The organism is Bradyrhizobium brasilense (assembly GCF_029714345.1).
In the GTDB taxonomy this organism is placed as follows: Bacteria; Pseudomonadota; Alphaproteobacteria; order Rhizobiales; family Xanthobacteraceae; genus Bradyrhizobium; species Bradyrhizobium australafricanum.
On record NZ_CP121669.1, the window covers coordinates 7,021,640 to 7,041,240 of the forward strand.

At 59.4% G+C, this 19,601-nt stretch carries 15 protein-coding genes and 1 pseudogene; 8 read left to right on the forward strand and 8 right to left on the reverse strand.

The features are described 5' to 3' along the window. Positions 1-501: 501 nt before the first annotated feature. From QA635_RS32595 to QA635_RS32605, 3 genes are all read left to right on the forward strand, one after another. The gene (locus QA635_RS32595; protein ID WP_283063760.1) at positions 502-2,742 is read left to right on the forward strand and encodes a tetratricopeptide repeat protein; all 2,241 of its coding nucleotides are present in this window, start codon (positions 502-504) and stop codon (positions 2,740-2,742) included. A gap of 327 nt (positions 2,743-3,069) precedes the next feature. Next, entirely contained in the window at positions 3,070-4,248 is a 1,179-nt protein-coding gene (locus QA635_RS32600; RefSeq protein ID WP_283063762.1) for an MFS transporter, read from the forward strand. 16 nt (positions 4,249-4,264) lie between these two features. Beyond that, on the forward strand, positions 4,265-4,639 hold the full coding sequence (locus tag QA635_RS32605; RefSeq protein ID WP_283063765.1) for a DUF3088 domain-containing protein: 375 nt from the start codon (positions 4,265-4,267) through the stop codon (positions 4,637-4,639). A gap of 44 nt (positions 4,640-4,683) precedes the next feature. On the opposite strand, the gene QA635_RS32610 is transcribed toward QA635_RS32605, so the two are convergent. The 8 genes and pseudogenes from QA635_RS32610 to QA635_RS32645 all read right to left on the reverse strand — a co-directional run bounded on the left by QA635_RS32610 (position 4,684) and on the right by QA635_RS32645 (position 14,857). Then, positions 4,684-5,616, reverse strand: coding sequence for a LysR substrate-binding domain-containing protein (locus tag QA635_RS32610; RefSeq protein WP_283063767.1), 933 nt, complete (start codon positions 5,614-5,616; stop codon positions 4,684-4,686). 566 nt (positions 5,617-6,182) lie between these two features. Further along, positions 6,183-8,303: a prolyl oligopeptidase family serine peptidase gene (locus QA635_RS32615; protein ID WP_283063769.1), complete on the reverse strand. Its 2,121-nt coding sequence runs from the start codon at positions 8,301-8,303 to the stop codon at positions 6,183-6,185. A gap of 584 nt (positions 8,304-8,887) precedes the next feature. Beyond that, positions 8,888-10,041, reverse strand: a pseudogene (locus tag QA635_RS41855) (alpha,alpha-trehalose-phosphate synthase (UDP-forming)). Between the two features lie 93 nt (positions 10,042-10,134). Beyond that, entirely contained in the window at positions 10,135-10,731 is a 597-nt protein-coding gene (locus QA635_RS32630; RefSeq protein ID WP_283063774.1) for a hypothetical protein, read from the reverse strand. Positions 10,732-11,043: 312 nt separating this feature from the next. After that, the gene (locus QA635_RS32635; protein ID WP_283063775.1) at positions 11,044-12,279 is read right to left on the reverse strand and encodes a glycoside hydrolase family 18 protein; all 1,236 of its coding nucleotides are present in this window, start codon (positions 12,277-12,279) and stop codon (positions 11,044-11,046) included. Between the two features lie 649 nt (positions 12,280-12,928). Next, positions 12,929-13,462 carry a DUF2285 domain-containing protein gene (locus QA635_RS32640; protein ID WP_341850448.1) on the reverse strand — a complete coding sequence of 178 codons (534 nt, stop codon included), beginning with the start codon at positions 13,460-13,462 and terminating at the stop codon, positions 12,929-12,931. 58 nt (positions 13,463-13,520) lie between these two features. Beyond that, entirely contained in the window at positions 13,521-13,709 is a 189-nt protein-coding gene (locus QA635_RS41860) for a transcriptional regulator domain-containing protein (RefSeq protein ID WP_425249079.1), read from the reverse strand. 482 nt (positions 13,710-14,191) lie between these two features. Continuing rightward, positions 14,192-14,857, reverse strand: coding sequence for a type VI secretion system ImpA family N-terminal domain-containing protein (locus QA635_RS32645; protein WP_283063776.1), 666 nt, complete (start codon positions 14,855-14,857; stop codon positions 14,192-14,194). A gap of 760 nt (positions 14,858-15,617) precedes the next feature. On the opposite strand from QA635_RS32645, the gene aepX reads away from it, so the two are divergent. From aepX to QA635_RS32670, 5 genes are all read left to right on the forward strand, one after another. Beyond that, positions 15,618-16,529: a phosphoenolpyruvate mutase gene (gene aepX / locus QA635_RS32650; RefSeq protein ID WP_283071950.1), complete on the forward strand. Its 912-nt coding sequence runs from the start codon at positions 15,618-15,620 to the stop codon at positions 16,527-16,529. Then, a complete protein-coding gene (locus tag QA635_RS32655; RefSeq protein WP_283063777.1) occupies positions 16,504-16,779 on the forward strand; it encodes a hypothetical protein in 276 nt (91 codons plus the stop codon). Before aepX ends, QA635_RS32655 begins: the two co-directional genes overlap by 26 nt. A gap of 95 nt (positions 16,780-16,874) precedes the next feature. Continuing rightward, positions 16,875-17,678, forward strand: a complete 804-nt coding sequence (locus tag QA635_RS32660) for a phosphocholine cytidylyltransferase family protein (protein WP_283063778.1) — start codon at positions 16,875-16,877, stop codon at positions 17,676-17,678. Between the two features lie 18 nt (positions 17,679-17,696). After that, a complete protein-coding gene (locus QA635_RS32665; protein ID WP_283063779.1) occupies positions 17,697-18,311 on the forward strand; it encodes a CDP-alcohol phosphatidyltransferase family protein in 615 nt (204 codons plus the stop codon). 30 nt (positions 18,312-18,341) lie between these two features. Then, positions 18,342-19,478, forward strand: coding sequence for an aminotransferase-like domain-containing protein (locus QA635_RS32670; protein WP_283063780.1), 1,137 nt, complete (start codon positions 18,342-18,344; stop codon positions 19,476-19,478). The last annotated feature ends 123 nt before the right edge of the window (positions 19,479-19,601 follow it).

The window sequence follows — 19,601 nt, forward strand, 5'->3', positions numbered from 1 at the left end:
CCGGAGCGCTCCCCAAAATGACGGGCCGTTGTCAGCCGATTTTCTCGCTACGTTGGGCGCCGAAGGTGCCCGATGCAAGTCCAGGTCGGAGCAGAGCAACGAACCGCATCGGCGACGCACGACCAAGCCCGGCTCCAGTTGCAGCGGGTCCAGGCGCCAGATCGGGTCATGTAGCGCCACTCTGAGCCGGGGTTTCTATTTCTTTGACAGCGATCGTCAAGGAATCTCGCTGCGGATTCGTGCAGCAACTCATTATACTTTTCCTGCACGACTGGCCGAGCTTTCGCTTGGTTTGGCGTGCCAGAGAAGGAAAGGAAACGTGATGACAAAGAAGATCGCTGAGATCAAGACCACCATCCGCACCACCACTCCGTACACGGGTACGCTTTAGGGTTGGTTCGGCGGGTGCCTTGAATGCATCTAGCTGGTGAGAGCATGGCGGCATCGGAGGGTGGTCCTTTTCGACCACCCTCCTTTGTGAGACGTTTTCGGGAGAGTAAAATGGTTGATTTGATCCAGCAGCGCATTGCTCCGGCCATATCATCATCCATCGAGATCAGTCCGATCACGATCTTGAAGGCGGAGCCCGGCATGGCACCGGTGCCGACGATCAAATCGGCACTCGCGAGTTTCGGTGCCGACCTATCCGTCGCTGACGGCGACTGGCGGACCGGCGGCTATCTTGCCGGCCTGCAGGAGCTCATCGACGCCGAACTGAGGTGGGCCGATGAGAATAGGACAAAACTGGTTGAGGCGGCACAGCAATCCTTGAAGCGGCTGTTTCCTCTCCTGGTCAGCGACGCCTTTACCGTGCCGAAGGATCTTACCAATACCTCAAGTAAAGAAGAGCGTACACGCTTCTATCATCATGAATATCAAAACAAGCTCCTGGTTGGATTAGCCGAATTCCTGATCAGCTGTGCCCAGGAGCGCAACGGGCGTCACATCATCGTTGTCGATCGCGCGGCTGCCCTGTCGGCCCCGGCGAAGAACCTGATCAAGCTACTCGTCAGGCTGGACGACGATGCGCGCCTGTTTCGCTTTGTCCTGATCGACTACGAGCAACGCCTCTATTTCCAGGACGCCAGCGAAATTCATTTCGGCAGATATAGCTCGCAGGAACTGGCGCCGATCCTGGATCGGGATCTCGCTACGGAGAAACGGCGGCAGATCCATGAGGCGAGCGGCGGAAATCCGCTGATTGCGGAGGCTTTAAACAAATGCGCAGCGGCCGGATTGCCGGTCATCGGCTACCTCGACCCCGTCGCGATTGTGGACCTTTATCTCGCCAGTCTCAACAACGGGGAACGGCATAGCCTTCTCAAATCATACATTGAATCCGACTGCACGACGCCTGATCTTATCGCGCAACGAAACTATGCAACCTTCGAGCAGACGACTGCAGATCATTTGCACGAGCAGTTGCACCGCGCTTGCCTGGACCGCTATCTGGCGGGCGAGGCGCCGCTCGTCATGCTTCATGCGCTATCGATACGGGACAAATACAAGCGTCTCGAACTGCTTGCAGAACCGAGTCAGTTCCTCCAAAGCATCGGTCTGTATGACCTCTGGTTTGGCTACTTCGGTGAAATTTTCGCCGATCCTGCGCTCCGCACGTTCGGCCCGGGAGATGCTCCGGTAAACGCAGCCTTCATCAATGCGGCTTTTGTGCTGTATTCGCTCGGCTGCGGCCGGGTGTCGGTTCCCTATCTGGATGAATTCTACAAGGCATTCCCGAAGAGCCGATACACGCCAACGGTTCTCTATGCCCAATCAATGACGTATGGACGCTATCAGCAGCCGGTCAATCTGACGGTCGCCGAAGAATACGCGTTGCGAAATCTGGAGACCATCGAACGAGATTTCAAGGATCACGACAAGTACGACTATATCAAGGTGTTTGCAGAGAACGCATATGCCTATATCAAGGCCAAACAGGAGAAGTACGACGAAGCCCTCACCCTTTGCGCGGAAGGCCATGGCAAGATGCTTAAGGCCTATGGCGAGGAGCGTTTCAAGCTTCACCAGTCGATCCTGATCTACAACACCAGTCAGGTCTATGAACTCGTCGACGATCTTCCTCGAGCTGAAAAGCAGCTGCGTGAGGCGATTGCCTACGACCCCTATTACGGCGAGTACCACAATGACTTGGGGAACCTGCTCTCGAAAGTACCCGGAAGGGAAGCTGAGGCTCTACAGGCCTATGCGCGCGCCATTGAGCTTTGTCCCCCCTATTACGAAGCCCATCTGAACAGGGCCGCACTTCGCAACAGAATGGGATATGCCGCAGGCGCCCTGGCCGATCTCGACAGAACGCTTGTCATCAAGCCAAACGAATGGCGAGCTCACTTCCAGAAGGGCAACATCTTGATGCGGCAAGATAGGCCGGAAGCTGCTTTGAAGTCCTATTTAGCGGCAGCCGGTATCGATTCCAAGAATCCCGATTTACAGAGCAATCTCGGCCTTGCCTATTCCGAGCTTGGTAAGGCGAGCGAGAGCATCGCGCATTATCTTCGAGCCCTTGAACTTAATCCTCGACATGCACTCACGCACAACAATCTCGCCATCGAGTACTTCAACGAGGGTCGGCCGGACATATCACTGAATCACGCCACGGTCGCTGTCGAGATTGGGGGAGATCCAGACTACCTCGTAACGCGTGAGCACATCCAGGCGAGCCTGCAAGCTGACCTGACTTCGCGGCGGGACCGAGCTTCTGCGTCTTCCGCCGAGCCCTCATGAGATCGCGGCTCATGGATTCCTTGCCGTCGAAGCCGAGCGACGTGCGGCAGGATCGCCAGGTAGTGGTAGCTGCGCCTGAAAAGCTTTGCTCAGCGTCAAGGGGATCCTGTTGTGCGACAAGCGCACTCGAAAGATCTGACCACACAAGGGGAACCGCGTTGACCGGTCCCGAAACACCGCCTGCCAAAGAGGGGGAGGCAGATATGATGCCTTTTGACCAGTCGTGCAATTGCGAGAGCGTTCGTCATGCCCGTTCCGGGTCATTCATCTTCGCTTCCGCATCAAGCGATATCCACTCGATGACGTGTTCGATGAGCTAGGTCATAGATGACTGGTACGAGCACACGGCAGTTCGTTTATCTGTCACATTTGATCATTCAGATCGGCGGCTGGGCGTTCCGAATCGGCATCCTGATCGGCCTTCTTCAATCCGGCATGAGCGCTGCGGGTCTCGGCGTTGCCGTCACTTTTGCGCCTATCATGCTCGGGAGCCTCTTCCTGTCGCCATTGGTCGACAGACGTAATCCGATCTCCGTCATGATGATCGTCAATGCTATTCGCATCTGCGCGCTGCTCGCCATCTTCGGCACCGACGGCGCCGATACCTTTCTGAGCTATGCCTCACTCGGCGTCTTGAGCCTGGTGCAGCCTGTCTACTTGTCTGCAGAGGTTTCTTTCTTCCGTCGTATCACATCAGAAGACGACATGATCTCGGTGTTGCGCAACATTGCCAATATCGACTGGCTCACCTATCTGCTTGGAATGTTTGCAGGTGCCATGCTCTCCGACCGATTGCATTTGCCTGGCGTCTTGGCATTCAACATGTCGGCGATCATCCTGTCCTTGATCGTGCTCCTTGGCATCAAGCAGCAGTTCAGAAGGACGCCACGGGTCCTTGAGGCGCAGCCTTCGGGAACCATCCTGGACCTGGCACCTCTCTATCCGGCATTCCTGGCTGTCTTTCTGCTCAACCTCGGCGCCGGCATCATCAATGTCTATCCTGCAATACGTGCCACAGCCGACGGGGTTCTCGATAAAAGCGTTCTATTGACGATCGTCATGACCAATGGCGTTTTAGCCCTTCTGGGGGCGCTCGCCGTCAAGCCGATTTACAACCTGCTCGGCGCCTTGCCAACCATCGCCGGGGCCGCAGCGCTGCTTGCGGCATGCCTTGCGATCATGTCGCTCGACGCTGGCCTGCCTGTCGTCATCGCGTCAAGTAGCGCAATGCTCGGCCTTGGCCAGATATTTGCGGCTGCCGCTCACACCCACATGGTCTCGTCAGTGGCTCCGGAACGGGCCGGCCGCCTTTCCGGACTATTTCAATGTTGCACTTACAGCGGCGTCGCGGGAAATGGCATCGCTTTGTCGCGTTTGAGTGATCGGCTCCCCTTCGGCATGATCGTGCTGCTATGCGCGGCGAGCGCATTTGTTGCTTTCGCCGTCGCGAGCGTTGCCGTGGTCAGATCAAGACATTCTCAAGGTTCATGTCCTGTCGCTCGCTAGATCGGGGATGCACACGATGCCATTGCCATGGGATCAGCTGTTCCTTTTAGAACGCCCCTTTGCAGATCCGGCCTTGCCGGGACGAGAATTCTATTGCTGGCAATGCTTGCTGTTGGACGGGATATTGTCCGCATTTCCAAGCCGCGCTGCGAGGCTGGACGTTCGTCGGATTGCCTGGGCCAAGCCACGAACCGCACTCATCGAGAGGCTTGGCCAGGATCATCAGTCCGCACCCGTTCTCATCTTCGAGAAGGAAGGCCCCGCACCGGAGAATGCGAAGTACGCGAACGGGCTCGCCTATGTCGACGATTCATTTGCAATCCTTCATCTTTTAGCTCTGCGCCACGGGTTCCCGGCCCCTTATCCGGGAAGAGTGACGCTTTCCCCATGATGATCATCAACGCTTTGACGCCAGCATTGGCCTAACGGGAAGCTCTAATTGAGAACGGCCCGTTCGATCTCTCGAGTTACGACCTGGAAAGACGAGAGCGGATCCTGAGTGAGTATTTCTGACAGGACCCATCGTTCAAACTCTTTAACAGCCGTCATATTTCGCGCGTGCCCATTGACAAACATGTAGATTGAGCGATTGACCGGCACAAAGCCAAACGGAGCCACAAGTTCTCCCTTCTCAAGGTTGCTTCGGACCAGAATTTGCGAGGATATTGCGGCTCCAAGCCCGCTTTTGGCAGCCTCGACAGCCAAGGAAAATGTATCGAACACGACGTGGCGCGACCCCTGCAAGCATATTGCAGCTGCGCTTGCCCATTCGTTCCAGCCGTCCACCCTGGCGGCCTCGTGAAGTAGAGGAATAGATAGGATGTCTGCCGGGCTTTTGATCGTCTCAAGCATAGCAGGCGCACAAACAGGACCAATCATCTCGTTCGATACGTGCACTTCACGGACGGGAAGCGGTCGCTTCAACAGGCCCGAAACGAACAATACGTCCAAGGCCCCGACAGCCAGCGCGTCCAGATCGGCACCGGTCTCAAAGACAAAATCAATATCCTGGTACAGTTGGCGGAACCGACCGATCCGGGGCAACAGGCCGTGCGACAAAAATGTGGTTGAGCATCCCACCACTACTGAACGTCCTCCATCGCTCCTTCGTAGCTCGTAGCACCCTTTCTCCAGCATTGTGAAAGCGCTCGCACAGCTGCGCTTGAGCTGTTCGCCGTCGGACGTCAGCCGCACGCCCGAGCTATGGCGAACGAATAGCCTTCTGCCGAACCAATCCTCAAGAAGCCGCATCTGGTAGCTTACCGCGCCGGTCGTCATGTTTAACCGGTCGGCCGCCCTTGAGAAGCTTGGAAACTCGCTGACCGCCTCAAACAAATGGAGGCTTTTCAGAATAGGCAGCTTGCGCATCTGACTTACTTCATGGCCGTCGCCAACTGCGATGAGTTATTGTTATTGGGCTCGCATGCCCCATTTTCCTTAGGCACCAACGACGCTATTGCTGATTGGCCGGACGCTCTTGGCCACTGAGGCCTCTTGCCTGGCCTATCAACGCGACTTCAGCGAGCAAGCTCGCTGCCTCAGTTTCGATCTGGTCTCGATCGAGGCACACGGACGCTTCGGGTCTGGCGGCTCCTGGTGCGCTAATATGAGAATCCCGCTTGGCGGCGTGATATTGCTGCGCGATCTCTCCAGAAAGATGGAACGAGCTTGAGACATCAAACAGCAAGGCACGGCTGGGCTAGCCATACAAAAAAACGAGCTGCTAGTTGACGGGCTTGTGTTCGAACGCCTCTCGCGCTCATGGAATTGCTCCAATCATTCTCAAACTCCGAACATCACATCTTGTCCACCAATTGGATGGTTCGCTGCTATCGCCTCCCGTCCGCCTCGATCAATTCAGCCAGGGAACGTGGTGACGTCGAGATATGCAATGCCCTGGATTTACCTGCCTCGATTCGAAGCTTGCGCCGAATTTAATCAGAACAAAGCCGCTTCGATGCATAGGTATATTCAAGCGCTAGTCGACGCGCATGTTCGACCAGATTCGCCGCAGCGCTGTGTCCTCCATCGATGTTCTCGTAGTAGAAGTAGGGCTGACCGAGCGCAGCTAGTCTCGCAGCAGCCTTGCGGCCGTGCGCCGGATGGACGCGGTCGTCCTTGGTGGAGGTGAGAATGAAAGGAGCGGGGTAGGTCTTGCCCGGTACCAGCTTCTGATAGGGCGAGTAGGCTTCGATCCACGCACGCTGCTCGGCGATGGCAGGATCACCGTACTCGGCAATCCAGGAGGCGCCTGCGCCGAGGCTGGTGTATCGAAGCATGTCAAACAGCGGCACCTGGATGATCGCCGCGTTGAAGAGTTCGGGACGTTGGGTGATTGCGGCACCAACGAGTAGGCCGCCCTGGCTGCCGCCTATTACGCCCAGCCGCCGCGGACTCGTGATCTTGCGGCGGATCAGGTCCTCGGCAACGGCAATGAAATCATCCCATGTCGTCTGCTTCGTTGCCCCCTGGGCTGCTTGATGCCATTGAGGACCAAACTCGCCGCCGCCGCGCAGATTTGCCACGACATAGGCATTGCCCTGCTCGAGCCAGAGCCGCCCCACGGGTCCGAGATAGGAAGGCAGAAGCGAGGCCTGGAACCCACCATAGCCATAAAGAAGCGTCGGGATGGCGCCGTCAAACCTCGCGTCCTTCGGCCGCACCAGAAAATAGGGAATTGACGTGCCGTCACGCGAAGTCGCTTCGAACTGGTCTACGACATGATTGGACGCATCAAAGGCAGTAGGTGTCGTCTTCAATTCCTCAAGTTTTTTGGTTTCGGCATCAAAATACCAGATTGATGTTGGCCTGAGGTAGTTCGAGACGGTGAACATCGCCCGGTCCGCTTGCTCGGACGTGGCTGACACGCTGACATTTGTATGTTGCGGCAGCGGGATCAGCGTCGCCGACCAGGCTCCCCGATCGAATTTATAAGCGAATACTTTGCTCTGGACGTTCTCAAGGATCGTCAGGATCAACAAATTCTTCGTGCGACTGAGCTCGCTCAAGGCCTGGCGGGGCCCAGGCTGGAAGACAAGCGAGGCTTTGGCGCGCAGCGGATCCTCTTTCCATTCGGCCAAGTCATACGAAATCAGTGAGCCGGCCCCAAATCTGACGTCATCGGGCTTCCATTCTTCGTCAAGCTCCACAAGCAGGCGGCCGCTCGCAAGTCCAACTATCGCAGCCTTCTTCGGCAGATTGAGCTTGATTGGCCCATCGGGGCGGAACACCACATGATCACGCTCGACAGAACTAATGATCCGGATGGCGCCGGTCGCATGGACTTGACCTTCGCTGTCTCGAAGTACCAGGGGCAGCGTCTGAACATCGGTACGCTCGCCGCGAAAGATCTCGCGAGCGTCACTGAGCGGCTGAGCGCGTTTGAGCTCCTTCACCACAAAGGGGTAGCCGGCCTGCGTCAAAGACCTCTCGCCCCAGTCCCGTGCAACAAGGAGTGTGTCATCATCGACCCAGCTGACGTTCTGCTTGCCTTCTGGAAGATGAAAGCCGTTCGCAACGAAGGAGTTCGTCTCGCGGTCGAACTCGCGGATGGACGCGGCATCCTTGCCGCCGTCGGAAAGATGAATCAGGCAGAGGCGTTCGTCAGGCGGAAGGCAGCTGCAACCCTGGAAGATCCAGTTCCTGTTCTCGGCGACGGCCAACGCGTCCACGTCGAGGATGGTCTCCCACTGTGGATTCTGGCTGCAATAGCTTTCCAGAGTGGTGCGCCGCCAGATGCCACGCACATGATTCTCGTCTTGCCAAAAATTTCCTAAGCCGCGCCGTCCCAACGAAACGTAAGCAATCCGATCCTTGGCCTGCAGGATGGAGAGCGCCTGCTCGTAAAAGCGCCGATACCGGGGATCTGACTGGAGCACCCCGAGTGTCTTCTCGTTCTCGGCGCGAGCCCAAGCCAGCGCGCCTTCTCCTTCGATGTCCTCGAGCCAGAGCGATGGATCATTTGCCGCCGCCATAGTCGCTCGCTCCTGCGAAAGCGCCGTGGACGTGGCGCGGTCAATCGAAGGCAGCGCGGCGGAGAGAAGTGACGTGTTCATAAGCTTTCTCCCGATGAGCCATGCTCGCAAGCCTAGCGCCCCCCAAGCAGAAGCAGGCGGAAAGCACGCAACGCATGACACAGCGCAGCTTGCGCTACCTTGCGGACCGATTCACTGCAAACTGCGTGCCGGCTAAAGAGTCGCAGGTTTCAGCCGCTCAAGGCTGCAGGACCATGTCCCGTTGCCGACATTGGTTGCCAAGCAGACATCGGCAGCGTGCCGGCGGGATCGCGCTTGGGCTGGCCGGAAGCGAGCGTAACCCTCGCGGCGGGCCGTTCCGCAGCGGTGCTGTTGCGCCCCCAGGCAAGCGCCCATTTCCGGCGCAGAACGATCAACGGGCAGCGTCGCGCCGACTGGTGCTGCGGCCCGCGCATCTGCGCCGTTTACAGGTGACAACAAGTTGGCCGTATCGCTCCCGATCCGGTCATGACCGCTCGAATGTTGGCTTGACGCAGCTCATTTACGTCCCCGTCATGCGGGCCTGCGCGGTCCGCAAGAACCGCGCCGGCGCCCCGGATGTGGATTGTTCCGTAGTGGTCCTACTACAGACGCGTATAGTCCGCCGCGCTCTACTTCCCGCCCGATCACTCCTCGCCGGCACGAAGCTCATGACCGCGACGACCATCGAGCGGAGCTATCGGCGCCGGCAGTTCCCAGAGTCTATCCTGTGTATGGTTGAGTGGGCCCGCCAACGCCTCAAAGGCCGACTTCACGTCTGCATAGGCAGCCTCCTGCAAGGCGGCATCATCGGGATCAATCTCATTGTAGGCGGTGAGAGCCTCGGCATAGTTCTGATACAGCGGCATTTGAGCCTCGTTGGTCCAGCCAAGACCGAGATGGTGGAACTGATCAGCGGAAACAGTGACTCGGCTTTTGTCCAGCTCTCGAAGGTAATCCGTCGACCAGTCGTAGATGGTATAGGATTCAATCTTGTCCATCATCGAGCGCCAGCGGGTGACGCGCTCCTCACGCGGCATGTGGGTCGCCTTCGAAATAGCGGCTGCGATCTCTTCAGGGTGGTTCGGATCCACCAGAAGCGCTTCGTTCTCGTTGAAATCTTCAGCCGCGCCCGCAAACCTGGACAGGACCAGCACACCGGGATCCTCCGGGTCTTGTGCGGCAACATATTCTTTCGCCACAAGATTCATGCCGTCGCGCAACGGGGTCACGACGCCAACATGGGCCGCGCGGTAAAGCCGCGCGAGTGCAGCCTGACTGAACGGCTCATTCCTGAAGTGGATCGGCCTCCACTCGCTTGTGCCATGCTCGGCATTGACGTGGTCGATAGCGCTCACCACGTCGGCTCTGTAGTTTTGATACTCCTGGAGGGCGGCGCGATCTGCAACAGCGAGATGCTGTGCGGCTCCGTCCTTAGAAGCTGATTGAGCCCTTCGACCCGCTTGTCGATACCCTTCGTATAATCGAGCCGGTCCACGCCGATCGCAAACCTGGATCCCTCGCAGTTTTGCAATATTGACGAGACTTTCTCTTGCTCTGCGGGAGAGAGATCTGCAGCGAGATGTTCTGCGAACTGCCTCGGATCGATCCCGATCGGAAACTTTTGCAGTCGCGTCTGGCCTCGCGCCGTAGTCACGACACCATCCCAGCTCTCGAGCCCGAAACGGGTTCGCAGGCAGGCCGCGAAATTGTTCAGGTCCCGCTTCGTCTGAAAGCCCAGCAGATCGTATTCAAGCATCGATTTCATCAGCTCGCGATGGTTGGCTACGCGCCCTATCATGTCGGGCTCCGGCCACGGCGTGTGCAGGAAAAGCCGGTTGGCCGCTCAATGCCGAGCTTGCGCAACTCGGCCCCGAGCGGAAATAAATGATAATCATGCACCCAGAATGCATCCCGATCGCGTAGCGTGAATGCCGCGCGCGATGAAATCGTTCGTCTGCCGATAGCTGTCGTAACTTTGTTCGGTGCGCGACATCCGGTCGGACAGGGAGTGCAACACCGGCCACAACGTTGAATTCGAATAATCCCGATAGTAGCCGGGAAAATGCGCAGCCGGCAGATCGGGCCTGGCGATCTGACCTGCACCAATGTTATCGAGTGGCAGGGGCCGTTCAGTCCCGTCGCCGCGCTCTTTCGATGAGAATATCCAGGCGGCGCCGGAGCGTTCAACGACCGGCTCGAGGGCAGCAGCAAGCCCGCCGGCCTGGGGTTTATCGGGCTCGAACTCGGCGCCGCGGCTCGAAATAATGACAAGCTTCATGTCGGGTTGCTGGTTGACCACATCCGCCACCTCGTCCGGGGCAATAGAATGGTCGGGACCTGCACCGGCTGGTTCATCCAGCTCCGGCGGTATCTCGTGCAGTTGCTGGTCAAAGGCGTGCTGGTTTATGGTTTCATCTTGCTGGGCAGCGCCTGATGTACTGCCGTAGGCCAACGTTGCCGTGTCGAGCGCATCATGAATTCGAACCATCTCAAAACTCCGTTTGACGATGTTTGCGTTTGATTCAGTCGCAGATCAGCTGCGAGCGATATCCCCACGACGCCAGGGGGCAGAGCCAGCTTTCGGGAAGCTGACCAACGACGAGCCAAGTGGCTGTCGTTCAACGCCATGCATGCACTCGTCAGGGCGATGAAGGCCAATGATTCAAATCCGAGGTGCGGACGCCTCATCCGCCGCGATCAGCCGTAGTCCTGGATAGGAGAACCGGCGGCGCATCTTCCCAACTATCGCTGCGAAACTAGCGATCGCGCATCGCCGACAAGCGGCCCGCTGACCACACACCTATTCGGATTTTTGCGAAGGAAGGGTGCCGGTGCGGAGGGCCGCGAGCAGCGAACCGTCGTCGGCGAACAGGTCCCAGATCATGATCCCGGCGAGTTCACGGGCGCGCGCGTACATCGCCTTTCGTGCGATGGAGAGCGGATCGTCGTAGCTGATCCATATGCGCCGTTCGGCGTCATAGAGCCAGGGCACCTTTGCCTCATCGCTCCAGTACCGGCGAAAGCCCTGCTCTTCCGGTCGCCTGGCGACGATATCCCGATAATCGATGCCGTCGCTCCCTCCCCACTCCTCGCTCGCCGCCGCGCCCTTCTGGAAGAGCCCCCCGTTCTCCTGCGGAACGTCCGCAACAGCCCGGCCATAGAAGGCCACCCCGAGCGCCACCTTGGCAGGCGATACGCCGGCCCGGATCAAGGCATTCACACTTGCATCGACATTGAGATCTGGATCTGGATCGCCGGCGCAGGCGAACAGCGGAGCATTGAAGCCGGCAAAGGCCGAGCCGGCGCGATAGTCATAGGCCATCAGATGAAGCCGCTCGACCAGCCGGGCAAGGGCGGCCACCTCCAGATTGACAATCTTGTCGGGAACGGCCGACACAGCGATGGTGAGCTCCAGCTCCCTGTGCTCCGATGCAGAAAGCTCGTCAAGCTGTCGGCGCAATTCCGCTATCAGGAGTGTGAAATTCGGACGATCCTCAGGGTGCACGAGGTTATCCACACGTCCTCCCGAGACGGGAAACTCCCAATCAATGTCCACACCATCGAAGAGGCGAGGATAAGGCCGAAAGAACGCATCGATCACGGATCGCGCGAACCGCGCGCGAGAGAGCGGCGTGGCAGCGGCGGCCGAGAAATACTTCGATCCATTCCAACCGCCCAGCGAGATCAGAATCCGCAGCTGCGGATTGTCCCGCTTCAATTCGGCGAGTTGGGCGAAGTTACCGCCGAGCGGACTCGAGAGCGAGGTTCCGTCGCAGGCTCCCGCGTCGAGGCAACGATCCGCAAGTTCGGCCAGTCCTTCCGTCGAAACGATACCGAACGCATACATCAAGTGGGTCAGCTCGCGAACCGGGATCGTCCGGATGCCTGGACCGCCTGCCCGGGCTTTCCATGGGGCGACATAGCCTGCGATGACGGCGCTCCGGGCCGGCGCGGTCCGCCCCTGTTGAACCAGCGCATATCCGCCCACAAGCGCAGAAAACCCGCCCAGAGCGAAGGTTCGACGATCAAATGCCACGGCCTACGACCCTTCCTCTGTCAGATTGTACCCTGCTCCAAACGACAAGGTGGTCTGCGCCACGGATGAACAGTCCTGCTTCCCCGCACCTGTCGGCTCAGAATGATCAGCCCGAATTTCACCTCGCCGGACGGCCGATTGATCCATCGATCCCGAGCGCGCGCTCCAGATTGATTGCACCACACGGCCTGCTGCATTCCGGTCCGAAGCTGATTGAACCGGAGCCAGCGCGCAATTCCGGAGTTGGCAAGAATTCCGATACACGCGAACTGTTCGTTGGGACGAGAGCATAGCATGGCGGCAAGGTCTCGAAACGTGTCCTGATCTTCGCTTGATATAGCTCTTCGCACAGCGCGCACGCGGAGATGTTCAACTTCCGACAGGCCTGGCTGGTCTGCGCCATGACATTGCGGACGGCCGATGATGTCTCATTCCGGCTTCGCCCCCGTTCACTGAGCTATGATCAGCATGCTTGACGCCCTGCGAAAACGGTTTTGCCTGAAACAGGGGACGGCTTTCCACCAGCAACCACGAAACCGTGTCAAGTCGCCGTCCATAATCGCTCGCCAATTGATCACGCCATGCAGACGCAGGTCCAAGGCCGACCACGCCATCGGTGCCGCGCAGAGCAGCCAGCCTGTCAGCGTGCTCAGGAGGTGTCGTCCCTGTCCCGGCGCTTGCGACGGAGCAGGTCACGATAGCCGCCTCGCATGAGACGCAATCCAGTCTGGACAAGGCGAATGGTCCGGCTGCGCAGATCATGCGTTTTCCAGCCTCGATCGGGAATGCTTGAATGACCAAACAGACCCTGCGCGATCTTGCGGTAACTGTTGCCTTCCAGCCACCCGTCCATTGCACGCAAAGCGAGGATATGCCGATGCCGGGTCCCGATCGATTGAGCGAGTGGGGGCCGCCCAAGAGGACGCTGTTCGAGCGCCAGCCAGAACCGGTGCGCGGCCTGCAAGCGGAGATCGAAGTCGCGGTCGAGCGGCAAGTCAACGGCAACCGTTGATCCGCTCGCGGGAAGTTCTTTCAGCCAAAGCCGATGCCTCGCGCCTCCGAGGGGCACGATGGCGTGCCATCCGTCCGGCGCCTCACGAAGCTCGCAGCCTGCCAGGTCGGCAAAATCGAGTTCGTACGGCCTGGACGCAGTCGGGCAGATCGCCGTGCGGATCGTCAGCACGGTCGACAATGCCTCGGGCGACCAGAAAACAGTTTGTTGGTCGAACGCCTGTTCCGGATCAGCCGCGAAACGTCAGCCCCCACTTCCGTCGGAAGTGATCTGTCGCGCTGGATTGTTTGCTCCCGAGGGCCTTGAAGTCTGCTTGATACTCACGATCGCGGCGTAGCCACTCCCAGGCTATGTCGTCCGCCCCGGCTTTCCCTATATCGCGATATGCGCGCTCTGATCTCCAGTCCGCACCTGACATTTGCACTATTTCCCCGCATCTTGTGAATGCACGCGCAAGGAAACTGCAGGCCTGTGACGATTTATGGTTGCAGTCGGATAATCATTCAACGTTCCACGCACTTTTGCGATGGAATGATCAACTTTTGCGATCTGAAGACTCCGGCTTCCGCTTCAGATACCGTCACACCTCACTTTTGTTTCAGGTCGGCGGAAGTCAGGACGGGTCCGGCGCACCATCCCCGGCCAGACAAGGACCCCATGCGTCGATTCTGGAGACGGTGTTCGAAGATCCTGCAGGTTTGCCGTTCGCCGACGAAGAGCCGAACCTGTGATGGACCCGCCACCGGGAAAATCCGGCGCCAGCGGGGACGTGCAAGACGAACGCCGTAACGACGAAGCCCGGCACGGCAAAGAGCAAAAAGCGGACCCGACGGCGCGAGGCAGCGAAATACCAGTACCGCCACGTGCAGCGCTATATTCCGTGCTACTCGTTGAGCAGCTTCAGCCGGAGAGGGGCGTTCCGCCAACGCGGCCCTGGCCCGGCCCGGCTTGCATCGTCTCGGCCGCATGTTCGGCCGCCGCGGCTACAGCGCCGGTTGCCCGTTCGTAATACGACTGCAGCGACCGGAACAAGACATCCAGAGTAACCTGCCGGTTGACCAGCCTGGCGCCGAGTGCGCCAGCGAATCCATCAAGCGCATCATATGCGGCAATCACGGCTGAAGCATCGGCTTCGGCCGGCTCGTTCCCGGCCAGCGCGGGGATGAGGTGAAGGAGCCAGTCGACCGCCCCTGCCCGCGCATCTTCCCGCGTGACCGGCGGAAATAACCGGTCCCAGTGCGCATCCACCATGCCCCGCAACACGCCGAGACCGACGGCAAGGCCCTGGTATCCCTCGACCCGAAACAGGCCATAGGTGGCCCAGGAGGCGACGAGGATGTCCTTTGACCGGTTCGACAGAATATCGAGCGACAGCATATTGACCGTGCCCCAGTCAACCGCAGCCGCTCCCTCAAGGTTCATGCGCCGGATCTCGGATTCGAGTCGTTTGAATATGGCTGCCTCCCGGATATTGTTGCCGGCAGGCAGAGGACCAGGCACAGGCGCAGCGCCGCAACGCGAACGCGCAGCGACATTGTCGCGGACCACGATCCAGTAATCGATCATGCTGACAAAACCGGATGCGCGTTGCGAACGGTCGCGTCACTCGAATAATCGAGTTCGTGCCAGGCCCGGACGATCCGCGAGGAGCCGATGATGTTGTTGGCCACCACTGCCACTCCTTCAACCGGGGCTGCCGGCATGCTCAATCAAGGCTCATGCCAGTTCCTGGAGTTGATCCCAGACGCCGTTTTCCGGTCGGGCGTGTCATGAGCCCGACAGCGTGTAGCACGCCCGACATCAGAGCACTTGGCGGCCCTTGAGGCGCCCGATCATCGGTGCGCCGGAGGCCTGACCGGGGTACACTGCGCGCCGACGCCACTGCCAAAACGTCAACATACAAGGATTGCGGCTGAAGACTTGCGGAACGGCAGCGGAAGCCGGCCGCTGACGACCACGCTGTCGCTGCCTGAACTCGAGGCCGATCAACGGGAGCCCTCCCGCCCGGCTCCGGCGGCGTGCGCCTCCACATGCCCGGTTAGCCACCCGCCTGCGGGACAGTCCGACGGGCGCGGACTGCGAGTGACTGAGGGCTCGCGCGTGCAGCTGAAGACCACACGCCAGAACTCTTGCGTATCCCGAGCGGTGGCCGGCAATTCAGCATGCGTCAACTACCAACGCTGATCATTGCTCCAGATGACAGACACATGTCACCGTCACTGACGAACATCGGCCGGTCAAGCGCACAAGGATTGGCATGCAGGCTCCATCACCTTCTGTCCTCGCCAACGGCCGTATCCGGTCCGCCACCCCGTCATTTGCCGAGATGCTGCGCGCGCAGGTCTGCTGCAGCAGTGAAATCTCGTTCCTCATGGAAGCGCATGACGGCCTCTCCGCCGCGATCGCCGGACGCGCAGGTTTCAAGGGCCTCTGGGCATCGGGCCTGTCGATCGCCTCCTCGCTGGGATATCGCGACGCCAGCGAAGCATCCTGGAGCCAGCTCGCCGGGGTCGTCGAGCGAATCGTGGACTCGAGCCAGCTGCCGGTTCTGGTCGACGGGGACGGCGGCTTCGGGAACTTCAACAACGCCCGTCTGCTGGCCCGCAAACTCCGCCAGTGTGGTGCTGCCGGCGTCGCACTGGAGGACAGCTGCTTTCCGAAGACGAACTCGCTCCTTGGCAACCGGCATCCCCTTGCCGACGTCGATGAGTTCTCAGGCCGCCTGCGCGCCGTAAAGGACACGGTCGCGGACGATCTGATCCTCGTGGCCCGTATCGAAGCGCTGATCGCCGGGCACGACATCGACGAAGCAATCTCCCGCGCCCACGCCTATGCCGAGGCAGGATCTGATGCGATCCTCATTCACTCGCGAAGGACCGCCGCGGACGAGATCTTCGCATTCGCCAGAGCCTGGCAGAACAAGTTACCGGTCGTGATCGTTCCAACGAAGTACTATCGAACGCCGGTTTCGGCATATCGCAGGGCAGGGATTTCCACGGTGATCTGGGCCAATCACTCCATGCGCGCTGCAACAGCGGCAATGCGGCAGGTCTGCAGTCGCATTGTCGCCGAGGAGAGTACTGCCGGCATTGAGCCTGCAATAGCGACGCTCGACGAGATCTTCGAACTGTTCAGGTACGACGAGCTCGCTGATGCGGAAGCGCGATATCTGTCCCGGAGACGACGCCCGGAGCGCCATGAACAGAGCAGCAATGATTTTGAAGGATTGCTGTCATGATGTCGTCTGGCATCCGGTCCGGAGCAAGCGGCTCAAGGTTCTTCTCAACCGGCATAACGTCGAACGACAGACAGCCTGTCCCGCCGTACCGTCTTGCCGTATCGCCATCCCTTTTTCTCTCAATCGTTCACCGTTTGAAGGGCTCGCCATCAACCCGGAGCGGCTGCTCTGCAAGATGAACGGCCTTCCCGAGAGGAATGGTGACCAGCTGCGCTTCGCTCCACAGCAGCAAACACAACCAACGCGCTGAACGAGGCGTCAGACGCCTGGCCCGACGCCCGGCTGTCTCATCCAGGTCTGCGACCCGAATCGACACGTGGCCCCGGGGCAACGAAAGAGAACCGAATGGCAAGCACCGCTCCCAGACATGCCGTCGTTCTTGCCGCCGGCGCCGGTTCCCGCTTGCGACCCCTGACCGATCTGCGGCCAAAGCCATTGGTCGAGGTCAATGGAACGCCGATACTCCACAACGCACTGCGACGTCTGGAGGCGGTCGGCGTGCAGGAGGTGACGATCGTCATCGGTTACCGGAAGGACGCAATTCAATATGCGTGCGGCAAGCGCTTCGGCAAGCTGAAAATCGACTACGTCGAGTCTTCGGTTTTCGACCGCACGGGCAGCGCATATTCGCTCTGGCTGGCGCGCGAGGCGCTCCTGCGCGGCGACATCTACCTCCTCGAGGGTGACGTCTTTTTCGAGGAGGACACGCTGCACTGTCTTGCCCGGGGCAACTCTCCCGACGCAGCAGCCGTCGCACCATTTCGGGCAACAATGCAGGGATCTGCAGTCCTGCTTTCCGAGTGCGGGTTCATCTCGTGCTTTCGCATGAAACAGTCCGGCGCCGACCTGCCGGCCGGTGGGCCGATGGTTTTCAAGACACTCAATCTGTTTCGATTCTCGGAATCGACCCTGCGGATGACGATTGTGCCTGCGCTCAAGGACATTATCGGTTCAGGAGCTACGCAGGCTTATACCGAAGAACTGCTGGCGTTTCTGATCGAACGACGGGGCCTGCGGCTCGCGGCAGCGCGATGCGATCATGTGCGCTGGTGGGAGATCGACACGGCCGAAGATCTTCGCATCGCAAGCAGCCTGTTCGCCGACGAGAGCACCACACAAGGCGGCAGGCCGGCCCCCCGGAATGATTGATTGCGGCGAGTGAGTATCATGCTCCGGTATCTGCTCGATCCGGCCAACGCGATCACAGCATCGGGCATGATATTGTCCGGGGTCGCCTTGTCTCTCGTGACGGACGGCCGCATCGAACTTGCCGTTGCAGTCGCACTCTGGGCAATGCTTGCAGACCAGCTCGACGGGATTGTCGCACGCCGGATCCGGAACCGTTCAGAAACAGCCGCAACGATGGGCAAGAGTCTCGACGGCTTCTCTGATCTCATTTACGGTGCGGTATTTCCCTCGATCGCGTTGCTGCAGCTGCACGGCGTTACCCTTCTGTCTGCCGCTGTGGGTACGACGCTGCTTGTCGCAGGTGCCCTCCGTCTGAGCTACTTTGGAATCACTGGCCTGTCGACGGATCGTTGCTTTACGGGACTGCCGTTATCCTATGACGTTCCGATCCTTGCACTCCTCGTGCTGGCAGAGCCCTTTGTGCAACAGCCATTGTTCTCATGGCTGCTTCCTGGCTCCTTTGCCACACTCGCCGTGTTGCACGTTTCATCCATTCGTGTTCCGGCCCCGACCCGATCGATGTACATCGCAATTCTGTTGTTCAGCGTCGCGGCTTCAGCCGCTCTGTCGATCCGTGCGTTGTTTCTTGCCTAGCCGGATCCCCTCATGCGCCAGGAGGCACCAATGCAAAAGGACATTATCGACCTGTCACGAGCGGTACCACCGGTCGTTCCGGCCCTGGAGGCCGCGCTCGCAAACAGCATCGAGGCACGAGTTCACCGTCCCGACGCCGGAGGACTTCTGAGGACAAACCGGCCGCGCGGAACAGAGGAGGATCGACGAACCGGGGCGGAATGGATCTCCCAGCGCCTCGGATTCACGCCGGACATCGACCGCATGATTGTCACCAACGGCACCCTGAATGTCCTGTTCCTGCTGCTGAACCACCTCGTGGGCAGAAGCGGCACATTGCTTACTGAAGAGATGACGTACCCCAACATGCAGGCGCTGTCCGGCATTCTCGGCTTCAATATCAGGGGAATACCGATGGATCGTGAAGGGTTGAAGCCGGACGCGTTCGAGGATGTTTGCCGCAAGATCAACACGTCCAAGGTTCTCTACACGATTCCTACTGTGCAGAACCCCACGGCGACCGTCATGCCATCCGGAAGACGCGTCGAAATAGCCACGATAGCGCGAAGATACAATGTTCTCATCATCGAGGATGACGCACAGGCACTGATGGTCGAGGATGCGGGAGCTCCGATTGCAACGCTCGTCCCGGAGCTTACCTGGTATGTGATGGGGCTGGCCAAGACGGTCGTGATGGGAATGCGGGTGGCCTTCCTGATGGCTCCGCGAGCAGGGGATGCCACCGCACTGATGGAAAAGTTCGGCAAGATGTCGATGTGGTTCGTGGCTGCACTGCACGCTGAACTTGCCCAGGCCTTCGTTGCGAACAGGACCGCACATGAGGCAACAACAAGCATCCGGAAGATTGCCGCCTCACGGCGCCGGATTGCCGCAGACGTCCTGCAAAAGCCTGATCTTGCCGGCGGGCCGCTGGGACTTCACGTCTGGGTCCCGACCCGACCGGACGCGAGGAGCCTGGCGACCGAGGCTCTGGCGGCGGGTGTACTTGTGCGTCCAGGTTTTCAGTTTGCGGCTGAACCGGTGCCGACCGGAGCAATGCACGGACTTCGGGTGTCATACTGCGAAACGCGCAACGAGGACGATCTGCGACGCGGTCTGGCGATCCTGGCAAAGATCATCTCGGCCCGGAACGCCTGGCCGGATACTGCCGCTGCCCGCGGTCATTGATCCCTGTGCGGCGGTTCGACCATTACAGTTTACGAAAGGCCTGATCGCGACTGACAACGGCCCGTCGGCGGAGGTTACCACGCCGGCAGGCACACTTCACGGCAGCTGTTGCGGGATCAGGTC

What these genes read in the sequence shown, in the direction of transcription:
- QA635_RS32595 (WP_283063760.1), top strand. Translation starts at nt 502, where the DNA reads ATGGTTGATTTGATCCAGCAGCGCATTGCTCCGGCCATATCATCATCC.
- QA635_RS32600 (WP_283063762.1), top strand. Translation starts at nt 3,070, where the DNA reads ATGACTGGTACGAGCACACGGCAGTTCGTTTATCTGTCACATTTGATC.
- QA635_RS32605 (WP_283063765.1), top strand. Translation starts at nt 4,265, where the DNA reads ATGCCATTGCCATGGGATCAGCTGTTCCTTTTAGAACGCCCCTTTGCA.
- QA635_RS32610 (WP_283063767.1), bottom strand. Translation starts at nt 5,616, where the DNA reads ATGCGCAAGCTGCCTATTCTGAAAAGCCTCCATTTGTTTGAGGCGGTC.
- QA635_RS32615 (WP_283063769.1), bottom strand. Translation starts at nt 8,303, where the DNA reads ATGAACACGTCACTTCTCTCCGCCGCGCTGCCTTCGATTGACCGCGCC.
- QA635_RS32630 (WP_283063774.1), bottom strand. Translation starts at nt 10,731, where the DNA reads ATGGTTCGAATTCATGATGCGCTCGACACGGCAACGTTGGCCTACGGC.
- QA635_RS41860 (WP_425249079.1), bottom strand. Translation starts at nt 13,709, where the DNA reads ATGTCAGGTGCGGACTGGAGATCAGAGCGCGCATATCGCGATATAGGG.
- QA635_RS32645 (WP_283063776.1), bottom strand. Translation starts at nt 14,857, where the DNA reads ATGATCGATTACTGGATCGTGGTCCGCGACAATGTCGCTGCGCGTTCG.
- aepX (WP_283071950.1), top strand. Translation starts at nt 15,618, where the DNA reads ATGCTGCGCGCGCAGGTCTGCTGCAGCAGTGAAATCTCGTTCCTCATG.
- QA635_RS32655 (WP_283063777.1), top strand. Translation starts at nt 16,504, where the DNA reads ATGATTTTGAAGGATTGCTGTCATGATGTCGTCTGGCATCCGGTCCGG.
- QA635_RS32660 (WP_283063778.1), top strand. Translation starts at nt 16,875, where the DNA reads ATGGCAAGCACCGCTCCCAGACATGCCGTCGTTCTTGCCGCCGGCGCC.
- QA635_RS32665 (WP_283063779.1), top strand. Translation starts at nt 17,697, where the DNA reads ATGCTCCGGTATCTGCTCGATCCGGCCAACGCGATCACAGCATCGGGC.
- QA635_RS32670 (WP_283063780.1), top strand. Translation starts at nt 18,342, where the DNA reads ATGCAAAAGGACATTATCGACCTGTCACGAGCGGTACCACCGGTCGTT.